The organism is Halorubrum sp. GN12_10-3_MGM (assembly GCF_005435235.1).
In the GTDB taxonomy this organism is placed as follows: Archaea; Halobacteriota; Halobacteria; order Halobacteriales; family Haloferacaceae; genus Halorubrum; species Halorubrum ezzemoulense.
Genome location: NZ_SGUB01000012.1, coordinates 1 through 19,060 on the forward strand (window position 1 = coordinate 1; position 19,060 = coordinate 19,060).

Consider the following 19,060-nt stretch of genomic DNA (forward strand, 5'->3'; position numbering starts at 1 on the left):
CGTCTTCGGCCTCACGTAGCAGTTCATCGATTTCTTCCTCAGTCAAGTGATGCTCAATCTCTTTTCGACGTGAGCGCTCCATTACTCTTCTATCAAGCTTAACTAACAAAAGTTTTCATACTCATTAGAGTGACGGGCGCTCTCCTTCCGGAAACCACGCATAGATTAGCGTCGAGAGAACCTGCCGCGTCTGATCGATCGTCAGGACTATGTATTCATCGTCCAGGTCGTTGCGCTTTTTTTGAAGCCTTCTTGCCAGGCTTCTTGGGCTCTCTCGTCGGATTTGTAGAACTCCGGCCGGGCTGTCTTCCAGGACAGCCCGGCCTCAGACATCAATCGTCGGACGTGCCGCTCACAGTACTCAACGTCAAATTCCTCAGAGAGATAGTGACGAGCTAGTGGAACAGACCACGCGGGCGCGTCTAGTCCAACTTCTTCGGGTGAGTCGTGAAGTACCTCAACGAACTGGTCGTGCTGTTCATCAGAGAGTTCGGATGGTCTGCCTTCACGCGGATCGTCGTAGACGACTTGCTCGACCGGCTCATCAGCGAGCCGGTCGAGCCGGCCAACCCAACGAGACAGCCATGGACCGGTGTATCCGTACCGTTCAGCTACCTCTGCCATCGTCGCGTCATCTTCTTCGAGGTAGTTAATCACCGCCATCAGCCGTTGTGTCGGCTTCTTGTCCTCGACCTCCGCGAGAGCGTCGCGGAGGTCGTCGAGGGTGGCGGCGTCAAGCGTGGCCATACCCTAGAATCACACTCTAGCCTAAAGAATATTCAGCCGACAGTATGAAGACCTCTCCCAGCGGCTGGGAGAGGTCTGGACAGATGGACTCCAAGCGTACCGCGAGATGGATCGGGATCACCGAACAGTCGTCCACAAAGAGAGGTACGTATCGCCTGACGGAGTCCACATCAATCAGGCAGAATGTCTGTTTTCGCTTGTTCAACCGTGGCTGCGGAAGTTCCTCGGCCTGTCCAAGCAAGGGTTGGAACAGGCCGCTCATACATTCGGGATCGTTAGATCGCTGAATCTCACAGGCGCATCTGTCGATATCACCATCGACTGCCTTGTTATGGGGTCTTTCCGCAGCTCTACATAAGAGCGACCCAGTTATCCTTATTGTGGCACATCTCGTCGATGGTATCTCTAGATATGATATTCCAGAAGATGATTATTCAGAATATGATTATTCAGAATATTTTATATCACGCCCACTAATTCAGTGCTACTCAATATTTGGATAATTCGGGGAACATACCGACACCCCGGTCGAGCGTCAGTCGTCGGCAGCAGCAGCGTCAGCCTGCCCCTGCCAGAGATCCGCGTATATTCCCTCGCCCGCAACCAGCTCGTCGTGCCCTCCCTGCTCGACGATCCGGCCCTGATCCATGACAACGATCTCGTCCGCGTTCTGGATCGTCGACAGTCGGTGGGCGATGATGAACGCGGTCCGCTCCTCGACCAGCCGCTCGAGGCTTTCCTGAATCAGTTCCTCGGTCTCCGTATCGACGTCTGAGGTGGCCTCGTCAAAAACGATGATCTCGGGATCGTTGAGCAGTGCCCGGGCGATGGCGAGGCGCTGCCGCTGGCCGCCCGAAAGTTTGACGCCACGCTCGCCGACTTGCGTGTCGTATCCATCTGGGAGATCTTCGATGAACTCGTCGGCCGCGGCGGCCTCGGCCGCCCGCTCGACCCGAGCGCGGGCGCTTTCGTCCGGTTCTCCCGCCCACTCGGCCTCAAGCGTCTCGCGGTCGCCGTACGCGATGTTCTCCGCGACGGTCCCCGAGAACAGGTACGGATTCTGTTCGACAATGGCGATGGCGTCCCGCAACGACTGTAGATCGTACTCCCGCACATCGGTCCCGTCAACCCGGACGGCCCCATCGTCGACGTCGTGGAACCGGGGAATAAGCTTCAGGAGCGTCGACTTCCCGGCCCCGGTCGCCCCGGCGAGCCCGATCGTCGTCCCCGCCGGCACGTTGAGCGAGACGTCGTGAAGGACGGGCTCGCGGTCCCCGTAGGCGAACGTAACGTCTTCGAACGTGACCTCTCCGTCAATCGACGCAGGGGTGTGCGGCGAGTCGGGGCTGGTGATCGTGGGCTCGCGGCCGAGCAACCCGAACACGCGCTCGGCGCTCGACTTCGCGAGCTGGTACTTGTTCGCCGACTTCCCGACCCGGCGCATCGGCGAGTACAACCGCCGCAACAGGAGGAAGAAGAGCGCGAACCCGCCGAGGGTCAGCGCCCCTGCCTCGCCGGGAACGCCGCTGATGATATCGGTGCCACCGATGTAGAGCACGAGGACGAATACGACGCCGGTCAACAGTCGCAGGGTCGCGAAGAACCCCCGTCGGATCCGAAGCGCCGCGACCTTCTCGTCGTGGTACGCCTCGCTCTGCGTAGCGACTCGGCTCTCCTCGAAGCTGTACCGGTCGAACGATTTGATCACCGCGGCGCCACCGAGGTTGTTCTCGAGCCGCGTGTTCAGTCGAGCGACTGTCTCGCGAATCGATTTATACCGAGGTTCGATCCAGGTGAGAAACTGGCTACTGGCCAGTCCGATGACCGGGACCGGCGCGAGCGCGATGAGCGCCAGCTTCGGCGAGTACGTCCACAAGATGATCGCGATTCCGCCGACCGTCGCGACCACGCGGATGAGCTGTCGGAACTCCGTGTTCAGGAACTGCTCAAGCCGATTGATATCGCTGTTGAGGATCGACATCATACCGCCGGTCTGATGATCGGCGAAGAAGTCCATCGAGAGCCGCTGGAGATGGTCGTACGTGTCGTTTCGCAGATCACGCTGAACCTTCTGTGCGGTCGCTTGAAGCAGATACCGGGAGATAAACCGCGCAACTGACCGGACCAGGTACGCGAGCACCGCGATGAGCACGAGCTGTTCGAGCACCGCGAGCCGAGCCGCTTCGCCGGTGATTTCGCCCTGCGGCAGCAAACCCACGTCGGTCAGCAGTCCCGCGTCGGCCGACCCGCGGATCGCTCGATCGATCGCAGCCGCGACGACAATCGGTGGGACCAGTCGGGCAAACCTCGTGAGAAACGCCGCAAGCACGCCGAGCGTAAGGGTCGGCCAGTAGCGCTTGGCGTAGCCGAGCAGACTCACCATCGGGTGGCCGTCAACGTTCTCTCGGGCGTGTTCAAACCCGCCGTGGTCGTCTGTCACTGTGTTCGGTAGCGCTCTTGTGTGTAAGTATTCGGTGACATGGCGCTATAAGCTAGATGATTGTTTGGCAAACTGATGACAGACTAGTCGGCGGCTTGTTCGGTTCGTCGGGTCTCCTCTACTTGTAGCGGGTCGGCTGCCGATGTCGCGGTAACCAATCGGAGGAACTGTCCCGCGTTCGTGAGGAGTTTATTCTCCGCTTTTCGAAGGTGCTCTTCATACGTTGAGCGAGCGACTGCCGTCTGATCGGCCAGGTCTCGAAGCGAAGTCTTCCGTGGTTGCTCGTAGTACCCACTCTCCAGTGCTAATTGGAGCGCTGCCAACTGTCGGTCAGTGATGTTCTCGAACAGTTGGTTCGCCGGCGCCAGCATACTGTGTGGAATCTGTTTTTCCGAAATCGACGTTTTCGAGAGCAGTTCGATTTCTCTATCGGAGCGAAGATCACCGAGCAGCTCTCGAATGTCCTCGCCGTCGAACGCGACTACCGTGTAGTGCTCCCAGCCTTGACGGTAGATCGTTGGCGACTGATACAGGCAGTTGTGTTTCTCAAACCGGTCGATAATCGACTGTTCGAGTGAACAGAGACACGACTGTGTGACGATGTGATACCCTTCGTTACCCTTCGATTCGTGCAGAACGGTTCCGAGTTGGTCAATATCGTCACGCAGCTCATCAGTCGGCGTCGTCTCTGACGTGATTTCCAGTACTTGACAGTCGCTTAGCGGCCACTCACGGATGGTCAAGTCCGGGTGTCGTTCCGAGATCTCCCGGTACGGGCACTCGTGTTTAACCCGAATCGTGGCCTCGTACAAGCTCATACTAATTATTTTGAACCGGTCAAAATTAACAGTGCCGGTCATGTCCGGCAGTACTCATATGCGGATATACCTCCTCTCCACAAGCACCGATGCAAGAGATCTCGCCGGAAAAAATCAGCGAGCAGTTGCGAAATGGCGACGGCAAGCCACTGGTCCTCGATATTCGCCACCGAGAAGACTTCGAAGAGTGGCATATACCGGGTAGTATCAACGTCGATGTCTACGACGAATTAACTGACAACCCTGAACAAGCCAAGGGGCCTCTTTCGGACCTTCCTCGTGAGGAGGAGATAGTTACAGTCTGTGCCGCAGGTGTCGTCTCGGAGACAGCGACGGAAGTGCTCCAAGAATTGGACTACAATGCGGTGACGCTCACCGATGGAATGAATGGCTGGAGCCGCGTGCACCGCCACGCAGAAGTACCAGCGAATCTCGATGGCACGCTCATTCAGGTCGCGCGCCTAGGGAAGGGCTGCCTCTCACACGTCCTCATCTCGGCCGGTGAAGCCGCACTCTTCGATCCATCACATTACCTCGCTGAGTACGAGGCAATTCTCGATGAATACGACGCCGAACTCGTCGGCGTCTTCGACACGCACGCCCACGCTGACCACGTCTCGGGTGCTGTAGAACTCGCCGACCGACACGGCGTTCCTTACTACCTTCACCCGGAAGACGCGCTCGCCATCGACGCAACGCCGGTTGAGGATGGACAGAGCGTGACGGTCGGCAGTCTCGATATCGAAGTCATCCACACACCGGGACACAGCGAAGGAAGTGTCTCATTCGATGTCGACGGTGTAGCGTTGATCACGGGCGATACGCTCTTCCACGAGAGCGTGGGACGTGTCGAACTCGGCGTCGAAGCCGGTATCGAAGACGCCGAGGTCGAACAGAATGCTGCGACGCTTTACGAGAGTCTTCAGCGCCTGTTGAACAGGCCAGACGATACGGTTGTGCTGCCAGCACACGATCCCGGCTCGCCTGAACCACCGGTGACTGCGACCCTCGCTGAATTGACCTCCTCCTCCGCGTGAACGCGGAGGAATCCCACCACGGGATTTCAGGCCGAGCGAAGCGGCCTGTTGATTTCAAGACGCATACGTTCCAAGCGTCGTCTGCTGGGTTTCAGCATCGGCTTGGCTGTCTTGTGGCCCGGTCAAAGAGGCCCCATCCGTAGCCGAGTCATCGGCACCAGCCTTCTGCCGGGAAGCCCAGTCGCTTTGGCGGTGACTCTCTCCACTACGGTAGCGGTCTGCAATGTTTATCGCCCCGTTCACGTCGGCTTGATACTCACCGACCCAACAGCCGTCGTTCGAGCATCTAAACGTCGCCTGTCGTGGCCGGTAACCGTGTTCACCGCAGGCGTGACACGCCTTCGACGTGTTCCGGGGATTCACCGTCTCGACGGGAATCCCCTTCTCGGTAGCTTTGTAGCGAATCTGTGCGTGGAGCTTGGCAAAGCCCCACCCATGTAACCGCCGATTCATGTACTCACCGTAGTCCATGTTCTCGCGGATGTACCTCAGGTCTTCCAGCACTAACACTGGGTTGTCGACGGACTCGGCGTAGTCCACGACTTCGCTGGTCACACGGTGGAACACATCGTCAATCTGGTTCCACAGTGCGTCACCGAACGAGTCTGCGATTCGCTCACTACCACGCTTCTGAAGCCGTCTTGTGGCGGTGAAGTAGGTTTTGCGGAGCCGACGAACGGCTTTGCCGTCGGCGGCCCACAGGCGGGGGCGAACCGGAGAACCGGAGCCGTCGCGGTGACACACCGTGACGAGACTCGCTTCACCGATGTCCACACCAATCGGCGTCCGCTCGTCGGCGGACGCCTCAGATTCGTCCTCCACGTCGCGGGTAGCGGTGATGTGGAGGTACCACGTTCCATCCCGCTCGAACAGCCGACTTTCACCCATCTCGGCGTCGTCTGCGTTTAGCGCTTCAAGCCAATCCCGCTGGTCGGGATTGGCGCGTGCTGGTATCCAGGGGTGGTAATCCTCGTGGTGCGGGACTTTGGCGTACCACTCGATAGCGTTCTGTGGCTGGTGGTCGAGTTGTAGGCCCTCGTTTGTGAACCGCACTGGGTGGTCGTCGTGGATCTCGTTGGCGTCGTAACTGTTCCCACAGAGTTGTGGGACGTACTTTTTGAGGGCATTTTTCGCGTAGCCGCTCAGGTCGTACTCGACAACCACATCGTTGGTTGCTGACTGCGTGTCACAACCAGTGTCAAAGGCAGCCTGAAGCGCCCGTTGATAGGCGTCGCGTGTCTCACGAAGTTTCTGTCGCTTATGGAGGTTCGGGTCCACAAGCTTCAGTTCGAGGGTTTTCGTGAGTTCGCCCATCGTCACCGTACGAAGATTTTGGTTGTGGCAGATATATATCCCAGCCATCCGGAGTGGAAGTGAATCCGTGGGAAATCCGGCACTACAATAGAACAGTGGGTTGTCACACTATGATGTCCGCTCGACCCCCGCCTGTTCGTTCCTCGGTTCCGACAGAGTGTCGGAACACTCGTCACTCACGGCAAGGCGGGGGTATGCGCTCGTATCTCTATCAGAGCGACTGGGAAAAGCTTCAAGCTAGTACATCGAATAGTAATACTATAATGAGTACAACTGACGAAGGCCGAATCGTGAACCTGAGTCAGAAAGGCCAAGCGACGATTCCCAAAGAGCTCCGGGAGAAGCATGGAATCGAACCGGGAAGCAGGGTTCGCATTCACGAAAACGAGCAAGGAGAGATTGTCGTTGAACCCCTCCCCAGCCTCCAAGACTTCCGTGGAGCCGCAACCACGGCAGAGTGCGGAACGGCCATCCTTCGTGAGGAGCGGAAGGCCGACAAGGAGCGAAGTCAACGCCTCGAGCGAGACAATTAATGGATCACGTCGTATTCGACGCGGAACCGCTGATTGCCTACTACTGGGACGAGCCTGGGAGTGATGCCGTCGAAGCGATTATTGACCGCGTGGAAGGCGGCCAGCTGAAGGGGTCAGTGAACACGGTGACGTGTACCGAAGTGCGGTACGTCTGCGGACGAGACGACCCACAGACAGCGCAAGCATACGTAACTCGGATTCGAAACTGGTGCGATATCGTTACCGCCGAAGACGTCTGGGAATCAGCCGCCGATTACAAGCGCGACTACAACGTCGCACTCGGAGACGCCTTTACGCTAGCCACAGCAGCGATGGAAGGGGCGACAGCCTACACAGGTGCTGACGACGATTTCGACGATGTGGACGTGACCGTGAAGCGATTTCGCGAAGACGGTGTCTGAGCGGCTCAAGTCCCTGACCCACACCAATGGCCGAGACGACTAGCACCCACGCTACAGTACGATGGGCCTCGAGGATGACGAGGCGGTTCACAAAGCGCGTTGTCGAATTAGGAACTCCTTCCCTCAAGGAACGAACGGCCTCACCCGTGAGCGACTAGGAGGGTAGTTCACTCGTGGAGAACTGACAGTGTACCTCCTCGGTACTCGGGCTACCCGTCGGTGAGGTTCATGTGCGTTCGAGGCGTCTATTCGCGCTCCGTATCCGGGCGATCGATACCGTCTTCGAGATCAGCGAGATCGCGTTCGAGTCGATCGATGTGCGTTTCGAGGTCGTCGACGCTCATCAGGGCGAGACGAAGGAATGCCGCGTCCCGCTCTGGCATCAACGGAAGTTGACTCTCCGATGTTGGCAGGTCGTCTGACTGTCGTGCGCGTTTGCGGACCAGTTCTTCGCGAGCACCGCGCAGTTCTCGACGGAGGAGTTCGGCGTCATTCATGGAAAGACACACACCGGCGAACAGCCCGCTACGGCCCTGGAAGGGCGGTCGCACGGACCGTCTCACCAAGTGCGTGGCTTTCCGACCAACGCTCGAGCGTTCATGCTAACTTGACTCGGGGGGCATAATAAATGCTTTCTGTCAACTAACGGAACTCGAAACCGAAGAGTCGCACATAGGACACAAGTTGAGAAACTACTATATACTACACGCTACTACAGGCTGGTACAGTATGCCCGTCTACCTCGAAAACCACGACCCAGAACTCGATCTTCGACCGGGCACCACGAAGTCAAACATCGTCGCACACCTGTACCGAAACCCCGAATGGGGATTCTCTCCGAAAGATCTCGATGAGGACCTCGGCATTCCGCGAGGGACAGCCACAACAACGCTTGCTCGGCTCTATGACGAGGAATACGTGGGTAAAACCGAAGATGGGTATTACCATGCGCTTCCCGAGCGTGATGACCTCCACCGGTACGTCAGAAATCTGGATCAGGTGAATCGGCTGTTTGGGCACCACCGAGACACGGACGACCCCGACCCCGAAGCGATGACACCGGCAGAAGAGCCGGACGACGCAGACTTGGAGGCCGAACTCGACGAGCTCGAAGCAGACCTCCAGCATGAGTAGGCACCCATCTGGAACAGTCTGTTGGGTTCGCGATCCGACGGACGCACACGCAGACCGCCCGGCTGTCATTTTAGCGCACGACACGCATCTGTTCGGCGCAACCGACTGTACAGGCGGTCAAGGCGACTGCCCCGGGGCTTGACCACGAGGTGTGTTCACTGATCAGCTGGGATGTCTCTCATATTAATGCTAGAATCCCTCGAACTACACGCCTCCCCGGTAGCAGCCAGTCACTCCTCAAGGCCGAGTTCGGACAACACAGTTGAGTGACCAACAAAAGACATGTCCGGCGAGGTCACATCGTGGGGCCACCGCCACGTCCGGTTTTTGATCAGATCAAGGGCATTATTGTCACGAGATTTACGCTCAGCGAACTGCCAGAGCGCCCGGCCAGACTCACGCATACCGGGGGCTTTGCGTGACGTCTGCGGTTTGTAGATCCGCTCGTTCATCGGCTTGATAAAGTCGGGCTTTTCAATCTCGGTGTAGTCGACAGCGACAGTGTATCGGTCAACAAATGTTTCGTAGGCATTCTTGTACCGTTCACGTTTGCCAGCCGCGTCGCTTTGATTCCAATTAGCAGGGTACTCATTTGGATCAAGCCGCTCGAGTTGGTCGCCGTTACGATACCGAAGGCTACTCCGGGCTAAGTACGCAAGTTGCGTTGGGACAAACGGTCCATGAACATTGGTCCGGTCGGCAGCACTCGGATCCGATTCGCAGAGGAGCTCTTCAAACTCCCATGTTGCGACGCTCTCGTCAACGGACCCAGCGGCAAGCACCTCCCCATCCGGTGTCTCAAGCCGGAGTTCCGGCTCGATCTGTGACGGCGAACGTGCTTTGATATCAGTATCGTCCTCGTCTTCGGCTTCCGGTGGCTCCTGATACCGAAGATACCACTGGGATGACTCGACATCCGGTGGCAACACCGGTTTACTCCCGTCAGTAAGCGTCAGCTCGTCCGACATCGTGTACAGCTGCGCGCCATTATGAACGTCGGTGTCGGTGACGGGCTCTCGAAGCATTTTGGCGATCGATTGCGCTATGGGTTTCTTTTTGACAACAAAAATTACGTCCATATCATAATGCGCGGCGCGTGCTGCGTTTGTCAATACATTTGCTGGTTGATCGGTGCCTTTGTGTTCGACTTCAACGAAGTACTCGATCTCGTCTTTTTGTATCCAGATATCAGGCACAGACTCGGTTGCCTCAGTATCGAGTTGCTTGACCGTCCAGCCAGCGTCCGCAAAGTAGTCCACAACCCAGTCCTCGTTGAGCTGATGTTCCGCTGATCCCTGGGTCATTAGTCTGACCGACTGCTCGTCGTCGTACTGGGTGACGTTTTCGGGCGAAGCGCCCTCCGGATCCGCTGTCTCGCCCGCAGTTGTTGGTACGACGACGGGATTCGTGATCAGCTTGGGTGGATCGATGTAGCCGACGTTCTCCCACGGAGAGTACTCGATCGAGTCAGACACGAGCGCAACGAACGCTCGCACTGTTCGCTTATCAACTGGGATCTTCGTGTAGTAGTTGGCATACTGATAGAGGTTCTCGAGTTCTTTGTCGGTGTCGTGATACCCGGCGTACAGGTCGTGACAATCTTTGCGCCCGGCAAGCACACGTCGTGCTGCACGGATGATTTCGACATCATGTTTGTGCCGTGAGACGGCCTCGTAGCGATCGCCGGAGGTGTCGATATCGAAATACCGTGTTGCGTCGAGATCAAAGTTTGAGCGAATCCGATTCGTTTGGTCGTCATAGTACGTGCTAAGATCGACTCGCTCACCAGTATCGAGATGTTTGGCGAAATCGTGTTCGGTGGCAAGTCCGTAGTTGGGCCGATAAACGGCAAGCCGCTGTGAGAGTTCGAAATCAGATTGTTTTCCGCCCCGCGAAATAATTGTCTGTAGCAGATAAGGAACATCTTGGTCGTTGAGATCGCTGATGAGCTCAACGACACCGTGTGGATTCCGCTGTGCTAGCGGGAGCAGATCGGGACTTTCCCGAACCGCAAGCCGACACGTCGGCCGAATGGTTCCTTCAAGCGGTGACAGATCGACAGCACACCGGTCGTAGCCGTACCCATACGGCTTGACAAGCTGCTCTTTACACGCCGATTCAAGCGCCCCAGTCGCCGCGCTCGCTTCGTCGTGAGTCACCGATGTTGGAGTGCCAAATTGGCCAACCTGCGTCTGATTGGGGTCATCAAGATCATCGTCTTCGTCTGGTTGGGCTTGGACCGTCGAATCAATCGGGTGAAGCACCCATTCTTGATGCGGTGCTGCCGGCCATGACAACAACTCAAGCCGCCGGAGTTTGGTGTTTGAAAACGCCGATCGGATCACCGACGCAAGGGGATGACTCTGCGCCGGTGGCGTCCCATCGTCGCGTTCCGGTGGCCGCAACCGGAGACAGCCGACGCGGGGCCACTGTGAGTAAATCTTTACATCGTCCGTGTCAGTTGGGTCTGTCATTTGTAGTCAGGGGCAACCGCAAGGCTCTCTGCAAGCGATGCTGTCGGCGTCCCGGCCGCCGTCGCGTCAGCAAACGGGGCGGCCGGCCGGTCCGCTGTCGTGTCCGGGTAGATCCACCCACGTTGGGTGAGCGTCACCGTCTCGGGCTCCATGAGCGCTGATTCGGTGTGAGTCGGCCCTGTCGTCCGGCGTGAGAGGTCTGTCACCAACCGTTTCAGCTCCATGTGTGACACCACGGTGGCCGACTGTGGGCACAACAAGCGGCGGCACGCAGTGGCGATCGTCGACGCTGTCAGCGTTGTTTCGGCCTGACACGTGTACGTGGTGACGAACGCTTCGAGAGCCGTTTCGAGTGACTCTTCGTGTCTCCCGAACCGCCGGCGTGGATCGACTACTGACGGGCCAGCTGGGCCAACTGAGAGACACGTCGCGCGTGGACTCCACCAGCGCCGGGCGGGGACCGCCGGGAGCTGGATCGACCGGTACTCGTCAGCGAGCGCAGCTGGCGTGTCGTACTGATCGCGAGCCACGCCATCGGTCGTCCGCACAACCGGCGGCGACTCTGGGGCGACCCATCGCAGCGGGGTGGAGGGATCATCGGACGGCACTGTCGGTCGAAGCGGATCTCCCCAGACAGTTCCACTGGCGAGACACGCATCGGCAGCGTACAACCGAACTGTTCCATTTGGGTCGATCGTCCACTGAAGCGGCGTCTCGCGAGGCACAACAGCAACGTGTCCCGACGTGATCCAGTGGCGGGCCGTCCGTGGATACAGGATCGTTTCCGTGTCGGCTGCCCCAACAAACGGTTCTCGTAAGATTGCGGCCGCCCGTTCGGCGGCGGCCTGCGTCTCGGTGACGACCGTTATCGCGTGGGTGTCGACACCATGCGAGGCGGCCGCAATAAGTTCGCCCGGCGGGACAGACCCATCGTCATCAACCACAAGAATACTCGCGTCGCCGTCTGGCGGGCGCCGCACAGCGGTGGCCCACGGCGTATCAACGCCAGACGTCGCAGTCATCGACAGTGAGTCGCCGTACTCACGAAGACACTTGATCGCCCGCCGTGTCACGGCTGACGCTGCCGGCCCCACCGCTCCGGATCCCGGCGACGGCAGCGGCCAGTCAGCGACCGTCGCCGACGCCGGGGTCCAAAAGTTGGACGACGACTGATCACCAGCCGGAACCCGTGGGTTATGCCCAGCCGTTTCATCGGTCCCAGGAGCCGATCGAAGCAGCGCGAGCGACTCAAGGATCGGGGGCCGGCGATCGAAGTCGTGTTGGGTCTCCCAGGCCGCTGTGTCATACCCCCAGACGAGCCCCAGCATGCTCGTCAGTGACGCAGCTTCAACTTCGAGTGTCGGTGAATACGCGAGGGCGTCGTACTGGTCGGCGAGTGGCTGTGGATCCCCAAGCGTCCCGAGCAATCGCTGATACTCCAGCTGTTGGGTACAAAGATCAACCAACGTGCCCGCAGCCGCACCAGTCCTAGGCTGGCGGTGGAGTGTCGGCTGGCACGGTGACTGGCTGCGTAGCGTGCTGGGTTCCCACTTAGCCTCGGTCAACAGCTCCCACGTCGACGTGATCGCGTCGGCGTCGTACTGCGCGGCAAGCGACGGCCCAGTGTTTTGCGTACTGTGGCGTGCGAGGTCGCGCCGCTGGAGCGTGCGTGCCTGCGGGGTGACATGGCCAACCTGTTGTTCGACGTGGTAGGTGCCCGACCCAGCCGGCGCAACAATCGTGCGCGCAACGTGGGGGACCGACTGTTCGATGAGCTCGTCAAGATACGTCGCCAGATGACTCTGTGACCCGGCTCGGTCGACTGCGATCGGTGTCTCCGAATCGGTCACCAACCGCGTCGTGAGTGTCTGTGTCCGGCCGAGCGGCGTCGGATCGCAGGTGACGATTTCGACACCGATCCGATCAATGAGTTGGGCTGCGAGCCACGTGCCAAACCGCACGGTAAGCGTATCGACATCCTGAACGCTGGCAGAAGTCGTCTCAAGCTCCGGGTCCGAGGGAATCGGGAGTGCCGACCCGCGACGGCTGTCTGGAGCTGGACACGCCCGCAGGAGATACTCCTCGTGAGCGATTCCCCGGTAACACAGGATATCGATAGCCCGAAGATTCGGCGGGGCAGCGCTGACGATCGTCTCGATTGCCTGTGCCAACACGCCCCCCATCGAATCGGCAATCCGCGCAGCTGGATCGGTGACGCCGGGCGGAATCAGTCGGACCCACTGGGCGTCGGTCTCGGCGGGCGTCTGTGATACGCTCAGCACTGGTCACCTGTCGCCAACTGAGCGCGCTGCCTGGTCGCTACTGGCTGCGGGACCTGTCGGGTGCCGGAACTCGCTCGGGGCTGTGCTGGTGGCCACCGGCGTCGCGACGCCTGTCGCTCCCGAGCGTCGCCCGGACGTCGTCGACGCAATCGACGAGCGCGTTCGGGACGTGCCCAGGCCCCCCACGGCAGTGACCGGTCGCAACGTCGCCGAGCCACTTGCCGTGTCGGGGCACGACAGCCAGCGTGTCGCCACGCCGCAGGCGACCACGCTCTCTGGCTCGCTCTCGCTGTCGTTCGGGCTGGCGGCGTGTCCTGTACGCCGCCGCGTCGAACGGACGCCTGAGGGCACACCTGTGACAGTCGGGATCCGTCCGGCGGCTGGTAGCGAGCCCGACGGTACTGCTCGTCGACAGGAACGGGTACCCGCTCGCTCCCGAGCGTGGATCCAGCCGCCCACCGGCACCACACCGGCACCACAACTCGTCGTTGTCGCAACATATCGTGTAATCAGGCGATCTTCAATACCACAGTATAAACGACCGGTTGAGAATATTGATTGTGATAATACCCAGGCAACTCTGGGTTGGTGTGTCGGTGATAGAGACCCAATTACGGTGACGGTTACTACGAGTCCAAATCGACAGCAGGCGCCGAGTTATGATGACCACAATCCGACTGATAATAAGAATAAGTAGTGTAGAATTAGGGGGGCTGGTGAGAGAGGGATTCAGGACGGAGCCCCACGATAACAGAAGTTGAGACTAGCCTTCTCAATACATATGGGATTCTGACGCAGTTCATAAATAGTATGAAGACGTAGTCTGGCATAGAACGATGGCACGAATCACCGGCTCCTATCCAGACGACCTTGACCTCCTCATCGAGGGTGCTGTTGAGGCTGGTGTGTTTGGTGGCAAGAGCGATGCATTGCGAGAGTTCGTGCGTGAATACTTCGAGGACCACGAGAACGAACGTATTGTAGCTGCGGTGGCCCTCTACGAACGTGAGCGGATCACGCTCGGTGATGCAGCGAGACTTGCTGCTGTCGACCGCTGGACGATGCGTGACATCCTCCGTGAGCACGGCGTTGAACTCCGCCTCGGGCTCATTGACGAAGACGACGCGGCCTACGAGGTAGAGACAGCAAGTGAACTCGAATTTGATGAGGATGACTCGTCTGATGAGTATTCACCTACTAAATGACAAGCGACGATATTCCAGCGAACCCGAGCGTCCTGAACACGACTGACCTCTCGAATTTCGCCTACATCGACCAGCTGTGGGTAGTTGCTAACCTCTCTGGAATCTGTACGGTCCCAGTTGTTCGCGAGGAGCTCGAGCACGGTGTTGATGACCACCCATATCTCCAGTTAGCTGAATACAGGCGGTAAGCCCCTTCCTCAAGGAGCAACGCAGGCCGGAGGCCGAGTAGCGCAGTAGGGAGGGGATACACCGCCGTCATCGCCTCACATACACTGCTCTGTATCACTACTCCATGCCCCACGTACCGACACACTTACGTTGAAACAATGTATAAATACAGGTGATGGATAGACACGAAATCGAAGGCCACGAAGTCATCGAAGGCGAGGTGAAAGCCACCGGAAACGGCGCACACGTTCTCGTTCCGAAACAGTGGCGTGGCGCAGACGTGAAAATCGTCCGAACGTCTGATCCCGACGAATAGCTACTCCCAATGTACTACGCCTATAGGTTCCGACTCAATCCCACGCCCGAACAGCGTGAGCAACTGGATTACCACCGTGACACCTGTAGGCAACTCTACAACCACGCACTCAACAAATTTGAGCAAATCCCAGACTCGGCGGGGACACTCAACCAACGAGTGCGGCAGGTTCGGGATCAACTCACCGACCTCAAAGAGTGGTGGGAGGAACTGAACGATCTGTACTCGACAGTCGCACAGGCGGCTGTCATGCGAATTGAGGACAGCATCAAAGCTCTCTCCGAACTGAAAGAGCGGGGCTACAACGTCGGTAGTCTCAACTGGAAAGCCCCACAGGACTTCCGTAGTTTCACTTACGTACAGTCTGGTTTCGAGTTCGATAGTAAGAACGGCCAGCCTGTACTGTCACTGTCGAAACTCGCGGATATTCCAATCGTGAACCACCGAGTGATCCCCGACGACGTGACGATCAAAGAAGTCACGATCAAGAAAGAGCCGACAGGTGAGTGGTTCGCCTCATTCGCTGTCGACGGCAAACAGACACCGGAGAAACCAACCGGCCCCGAGCGATGTGTTGGGATCGACGTTGGGATACTCAAATACGCCCACGATACCGATGGCACTGCTGTCGGGTCACTTGACTTGTCCGACGAACGCGAACAGTTGGAACGCGCCCAGCGCGACCTCTCACGGAAAGAACATGGGTCGAACAACTGGGAGAAACAACGGAAAGTCGTTGCCCAACGCCATGCCGATCTAAAACGGAAGCGACGTGATTTCTTGCACAAGCTGTCGAACTACTACGCCACCGAGTACGACTTGGTGGCCGTCGAGAGCTTGGACGCGAAAGGGTTGGTTGAACTACCGGGCAACTCTCGAAACCGGGCGTCGGCGGCGTGGGGGACGTTCAAGCGGATGCTCGAATACAAATGCGACCGTGAAGGCACGCACTTTGTAGAGGTCGACCCGAAAGACACGACCCAAGAGTGTGCGTCCTGTGGCGTGAAAACCGAGAAACCGCTGTGGGTTCGTGAACACTCTTGTCCTTCCTGCGGGTTTGAAGCGGATCGGGACGCGAATGCGGCGTGGAATATTCTTTCTCGTGGTCTTGAAGAAGTAGGAGTGGTTCACTCCGAATCAACGCCTGTGGAGACTGCGCTCCCTGCGGATACATCCGTGTCTGCAAAGCGCGTCGTGGAAGCAGGAAGCCCCACCCTCAAGGAGCGAACGGCGTCAGCCGTGAGCGAGTAGGGTGGGGTAGTTCACTGTGACCATGAACACGTCTTTTACGGAGAATCAAGGAGAAAGCCTCGCGCTTCAGCGCGGGGATGAATCCGACAATTCTCTACAGCAGCCACGAACTTCTGGCTGGGTGTTTTAACTGAGTGGTCGTCGTATTAATAATCATCCGAGGCGGTCCACCCGCCCACTTAATCGGACAATATTGGGATTCCCGACCACACACACAGAAAGTACCCCTTTCTGTTGTAGTGTTCGGGTACAGTACGAAGTACCTCTGAATCCCATGCCGGGATAGGAGTAACGGCTGATTGGCACAGCCAGTAGCCGTCATCGGGACAGCTACAAACCGTAAACACCCCAACCCAGCGGTGCGGGGCCGTGGGAATCTTCACCCTTCAGGGCGGAGAGAATGTCAACAATGAGTGAAGCCGACAGACGGCTGTCCGAAGAGAGCGAACAACGGTTTCTTGATCTGTACGCCCACCTCTTGATGTATGTCAACGATCGATTCGATGTCATCGAAGAGATCGAAACGGTCGCTGACCTCGAACAGCACTACACTGACGAGCTTCTCCCGCTCCGAAACACGCTGTACAACGAGTCAACGACGGACCTGATAGAGGACTTCGTTGACCAGAACCCTGCTGACCTGTCGGAGGCTGATCTCGAGCAGGTCGCAGCATGGACTGACTTCATCACCGGAGAGTTTGTCGTCGTCCGCTATCGCGAAGACGACGCGATCTTCCTCGATTGGACAGAACCGCCGAAGGCATATGCAGTCCGCCCGGCTCGGCTGCCGTTCGTCGAAGTGTGGGATGAATCTGCACTTCCAGTCCCGGTTTCGAGTGTCGTCCTGTTGCCATTCGAGGATCAGATCGTCTACGATGGGTGGATCGGGGTCAAGAACATCATATTCGGGGGCTCGCTCAGCACTGACATCGACGACGAGTACGAAGAGGCCAAACATCGCTTCGGCATCATCGACTCGTTTCCAGTTCCCGAGGAAGCCGAAAAGACGGACGCCGAGGAGTTGCGCTTCTACATGAAGAACAAGCGCAACCGAGAGCGATACGCGTCGGAGATCGAGCAGTTGCGGGAGAAAACCGACGAACTGGAGCAGATTTACCATCAGGAGATGGGGAAGGCTCGAGCCCGCAGCTTGGGTCGCGAACTGCGCGAGTTGGGACTCAACAAAGCCTATGTAGCAATCTACGACGATCGAATCATCACCAGTGCTCCCTCCGAATCCGAGGTTCGCGAGCTACTCGAAGAAATCATGCCCGCTGGGAAGGCTGACCACCCCTACATCTACCACTTCGATCCCTGAACGAGAGTCCACAGCCTACGACTGAAGTTGCGTGACAGTCGACGCGATTTCGCTTTTGATCGGTACGCCGGAGAACTCGAACACGCTGTCTCCGACACCGAAGGCGTAACTCTGGTAGGAGACGTCGGCGTGAATCCAGCATTCGACATCGCTGTCCGTTGCCTCATACTCGGCTTCACCTGTATTCTCTCCGTGCTTCAGCACGTTGAGCAGGTACTCTTCGATACGTGGCGCATTCGCGATCCGCAAGAGATGGTCGGCAGCGACGTTGTGTGAACTACCCTACCCTACCCTACTCACTCGCCGCTGACGCGGCTCGTTCGTTGAGGGTAGGGCTTCCTGCTTCCACGACGCGCTTTGCAGAAACCGTGGTGGTTCCCGTAGATCAAGGTGAGCGTTCGATATGAACCCACCGTGGCCCCAGAGTACTTTTTGTCTGAACCCACCGAGAGCCCAGAGTAATTCTAATGTGAACCCACCGAGAGCCCAGAGTAATTCTCGTCTGAACCCACCGTGGCCCCAAGTGTCCCCAGGCCGATCCGGGACGTGAGACCAGCCTCCCACCACACGCACCACGACGTCGCCTCCGCTCTTGGCATGGCGCCCTTCCGGGCGGCGTCGCTGTCGACGTCGTCGGGACGCTTCGTACACCGCCACAGCACCGTGCGATCGATCCGTCACCACTACAGCAACACCGACTGTCCCACGCCGCGCAGTTCCCTCACGACCGTGGTGTTCCCCACCACAATCACAACGCAAGACGCCGTCGTTCCCCACCACGATCACAACGCAAGACGCCGTCGTTCCCCACCACGATCACAACGCAAGACGCCGTCGTTCCCCACCACAATCACAACCCAAGACGCCGTCGTTCCCCACCACAATCACAACCCAAGACGCCGTCGTTCCCCACGTCGACATCACGCTCAGCACAACGCCACTGGTCGCCACGCCGTGCTCGGACGACCGAAAAACCGCACACACCACACTGAGACACCGCCGTGACCACTGCGACGCACCGAGACGCACGACTCGCCAGCAGCCATCGCTCCCTGAACGGGACCACAGTCCATTCCCCGTTAGGAGACGGGACGCCAGCCATCCATGACGCACTCGCTCAACACTGTGTCCTGGTTCACCACCCGGTTAGCTGTCGCGTCGATCCATGCCGCCGACTGGAGAAATCCCTGCGGACTCCCCGCGTGATCCGTGTGACCAGATCATGACCCACCCGACCACCGCGTTGTCACTGCGTGCGCGCCCCAGTAGGGACCCCCTCGTTCCCGACGCCAACGACGATCGCGACACACCGCAGCCACGACGACGACGCCGTCGTTTAGGGAGGCTCCCGACACGACGCCACGCACCGCATACCCGTCTTACCCACCCTCGATCCAGTCGTACCCACCGGCTCGCACCGTCACTCGGGACGGCTAACTCGTGGCTGCCCACCGGCGATGCTACCGATACCACATGTCGCGACCCGCAAGCACCCGACACTCGCGCAGTGAACACACCCCCAGTCCCTGCTCGCGCCGTCCGCGTGACCCATGTCTGTGAGCGCCAGTTGGACACGACATTCACCGGTGGTGTCTCGGTTGCGTTCACCATGTAGCACCAGC

General features: G+C 58.5%; 14 protein-coding genes and 4 pseudogenes. 10 read left to right on the forward strand and 8 right to left on the reverse strand.

Annotation, left to right across the window (positions count from 1 at the left end; genetic code table 11):
- Positions 1–127: 127 nt before the first annotated feature.
- A pseudogene (locus EXE47_RS10305) lies at positions 128–747 on the reverse strand (IS630 family transposase); the annotation flags it as partial.
- 37 nt (positions 748–784) lie between these two features.
- On the opposite strand from EXE47_RS10305, the pseudogene EXE47_RS10310 reads away from it, so the two are divergent.
- A pseudogene (locus tag EXE47_RS10310) lies at positions 785–1,105 on the forward strand (transposase); the annotation flags it as partial.
- Positions 1,106–1,282: 177 nt separating this feature from the next.
- Here the strand turns inward: EXE47_RS10310 and EXE47_RS10315 are convergent.
- Together EXE47_RS10315 and EXE47_RS10320 are read right to left on the reverse strand one after the other, a co-directional pair.
- On the reverse strand, positions 1,283–3,187 hold the full coding sequence (locus EXE47_RS10315; RefSeq protein ID WP_089309450.1) for an ABC transporter ATP-binding protein: 1,905 nt from the start codon (positions 3,185–3,187) through the stop codon (positions 1,283–1,285).
- Between the two features lie 83 nt (positions 3,188–3,270).
- Positions 3,271–4,005 carry a helix-turn-helix domain-containing protein gene (locus EXE47_RS10320; protein ID WP_049933446.1) on the reverse strand — a complete coding sequence of 245 codons (735 nt, stop codon included), beginning with the start codon at positions 4,003–4,005 and terminating at the stop codon, positions 3,271–3,273.
- An 89-nt stretch (positions 4,006–4,094) separates the two neighbouring features.
- Here EXE47_RS10320 and EXE47_RS10325 point away from each other — a divergent pair, with 89 nt between their 5' ends.
- Positions 4,095–5,042: an MBL fold metallo-hydrolase gene (locus tag EXE47_RS10325; protein ID WP_089309451.1), complete on the forward strand. Its 948-nt coding sequence runs from the start codon at positions 4,095–4,097 to the stop codon at positions 5,040–5,042.
- Between the two features lie 54 nt (positions 5,043–5,096).
- On the opposite strand, the gene EXE47_RS10330 is transcribed toward EXE47_RS10325, so the two are convergent.
- On the reverse strand, positions 5,097–6,356 hold the full coding sequence (locus tag EXE47_RS10330) for an RNA-guided endonuclease TnpB family protein (RefSeq protein WP_137708271.1): 1,260 nt from the start codon (positions 6,354–6,356) through the stop codon (positions 5,097–5,099).
- A 263-nt stretch (positions 6,357–6,619) separates the two neighbouring features.
- Between EXE47_RS10330 and EXE47_RS10335 the strand changes: the two genes are divergently transcribed.
- Both EXE47_RS10335 and EXE47_RS10340 read left to right on the forward strand, forming a co-directional pair.
- Positions 6,620–6,889 (forward strand): AbrB/MazE/SpoVT family DNA-binding domain-containing protein, encoded by a 270-nt coding sequence (locus tag EXE47_RS10335; protein ID WP_080508717.1) that lies wholly within the window; start codon positions 6,620–6,622, stop codon positions 6,887–6,889.
- Positions 6,889–7,290: a PIN domain-containing protein gene (locus EXE47_RS10340; RefSeq protein WP_089308417.1), complete on the forward strand. Its 402-nt coding sequence runs from the start codon at positions 6,889–6,891 to the stop codon at positions 7,288–7,290. Before EXE47_RS10335 ends, EXE47_RS10340 begins: the two co-directional genes overlap by 1 nt.
- A gap of 245 nt (positions 7,291–7,535) precedes the next feature.
- Here EXE47_RS10340 and EXE47_RS18955 read toward each other — a convergent pair whose 3' ends face one another.
- Entirely contained in the window at positions 7,536–7,673 is a 138-nt protein-coding gene (locus tag EXE47_RS18955; protein WP_241988209.1) for a hypothetical protein, read from the reverse strand.
- A 346-nt stretch (positions 7,674–8,019) separates the two neighbouring features.
- On the opposite strand from EXE47_RS18955, the gene EXE47_RS10350 reads away from it, so the two are divergent.
- A complete protein-coding gene (locus EXE47_RS10350) occupies positions 8,020–8,424 on the forward strand; it encodes a helix-turn-helix domain-containing protein (RefSeq protein ID WP_137703559.1) in 405 nt (134 codons plus the stop codon).
- 230 nt (positions 8,425–8,654) lie between these two features.
- Here EXE47_RS10350 and EXE47_RS10355 read toward each other — a convergent pair whose 3' ends face one another.
- Positions 8,655–10,898, reverse strand: coding sequence for a hypothetical protein (locus EXE47_RS10355; protein ID WP_137708261.1), 2,244 nt, complete (start codon positions 10,896–10,898; stop codon positions 8,655–8,657).
- Positions 10,895–13,180 (reverse strand): hypothetical protein, encoded by a 2,286-nt coding sequence (locus EXE47_RS10360; protein ID WP_137708262.1) that lies wholly within the window; start codon positions 13,178–13,180, stop codon positions 10,895–10,897. The genes EXE47_RS10355 and EXE47_RS10360 overlap by 4 nt, the downstream gene beginning before the upstream one ends.
- 836 nt (positions 13,181–14,016) lie before the next feature.
- On the opposite strand from EXE47_RS10360, the gene EXE47_RS10365 reads away from it, so the two are divergent.
- From EXE47_RS10365 to EXE47_RS10385, 5 genes and pseudogenes are all read left to right on the forward strand, one after another.
- Positions 14,017–14,385 (forward strand): UPF0175 family protein, encoded by a 369-nt coding sequence (locus EXE47_RS10365; RefSeq protein ID WP_137708263.1) that lies wholly within the window; start codon positions 14,017–14,019, stop codon positions 14,383–14,385.
- Positions 14,382–14,558, forward strand: a pseudogene (locus EXE47_RS10370) (twitching motility protein PilT); the annotation flags it as partial. The gene EXE47_RS10365 and the pseudogene EXE47_RS10370, both read left to right, overlap by 4 nt.
- A gap of 170 nt (positions 14,559–14,728) precedes the next feature.
- Positions 14,729–14,869 carry a DUF2080 family transposase-associated protein gene (locus tag EXE47_RS10375; RefSeq protein ID WP_121600587.1) on the forward strand — a complete coding sequence of 47 codons (141 nt, stop codon included), beginning with the start codon at positions 14,729–14,731 and terminating at the stop codon, positions 14,867–14,869.
- A 9-nt stretch (positions 14,870–14,878) separates the two neighbouring features.
- Positions 14,879–16,120, forward strand: coding sequence for an RNA-guided endonuclease TnpB family protein (locus tag EXE47_RS10380; protein ID WP_049933324.1), 1,242 nt, complete (start codon positions 14,879–14,881; stop codon positions 16,118–16,120).
- A 409-nt stretch (positions 16,121–16,529) separates the two neighbouring features.
- Positions 16,530–17,438 carry a hypothetical protein gene (locus EXE47_RS10385; protein WP_049933325.1) on the forward strand — a complete coding sequence of 303 codons (909 nt, stop codon included), beginning with the start codon at positions 16,530–16,532 and terminating at the stop codon, positions 17,436–17,438.
- Between the two features lie 15 nt (positions 17,439–17,453).
- Here the strand turns inward: EXE47_RS10385 and EXE47_RS10390 are convergent.
- Positions 17,454–17,708: pseudogene (locus tag EXE47_RS10390) on the reverse strand (hypothetical protein); the annotation flags it as partial.
- Positions 17,709–19,060: the final 1,352 nt, after the last annotated feature.

What these genes read in the sequence shown, in the direction of transcription:
- EXE47_RS10330 (WP_137708271.1), bottom strand. Translation starts at nt 6,356, where the DNA reads ATGGGCGAACTCACGAAAACCCTCGAACTGAAGCTTGTGGACCCGAAC.
- EXE47_RS10380 (WP_049933324.1), top strand. Translation starts at nt 14,879, where the DNA reads ATGTACTACGCCTATAGGTTCCGACTCAATCCCACGCCCGAACAGCGT.
- EXE47_RS10350 (WP_137703559.1), top strand. Translation starts at nt 8,020, where the DNA reads ATGCCCGTCTACCTCGAAAACCACGACCCAGAACTCGATCTTCGACCG.
- EXE47_RS10340 (WP_089308417.1), top strand. Translation starts at nt 6,889, where the DNA reads ATGGATCACGTCGTATTCGACGCGGAACCGCTGATTGCCTACTACTGG.
- EXE47_RS10365 (WP_137708263.1), top strand. Translation starts at nt 14,017, where the DNA reads ATGGCACGAATCACCGGCTCCTATCCAGACGACCTTGACCTCCTCATC.
- EXE47_RS10375 (WP_121600587.1), top strand. Translation starts at nt 14,729, where the DNA reads ATGGATAGACACGAAATCGAAGGCCACGAAGTCATCGAAGGCGAGGTG.
- EXE47_RS10335 (WP_080508717.1), top strand. Translation starts at nt 6,620, where the DNA reads ATGAGTACAACTGACGAAGGCCGAATCGTGAACCTGAGTCAGAAAGGC.
- EXE47_RS10320 (WP_049933446.1), bottom strand. Translation starts at nt 4,005, where the DNA reads ATGAGCTTGTACGAGGCCACGATTCGGGTTAAACACGAGTGCCCGTAC.
- EXE47_RS10325 (WP_089309451.1), top strand. Translation starts at nt 4,095, where the DNA reads ATGCAAGAGATCTCGCCGGAAAAAATCAGCGAGCAGTTGCGAAATGGC.
- EXE47_RS10385 (WP_049933325.1), top strand. Translation starts at nt 16,530, where the DNA reads ATGAGTGAAGCCGACAGACGGCTGTCCGAAGAGAGCGAACAACGGTTT.
- EXE47_RS10355 (WP_137708261.1), bottom strand. Translation starts at nt 10,898, where the DNA reads ATGACAGACCCAACTGACACGGACGATGTAAAGATTTACTCACAGTGG.
- EXE47_RS18955 (WP_241988209.1), bottom strand. Translation starts at nt 7,673, where the DNA reads ATGCCAGAGCGGGACGCGGCATTCCTTCGTCTCGCCCTGATGAGCGTC.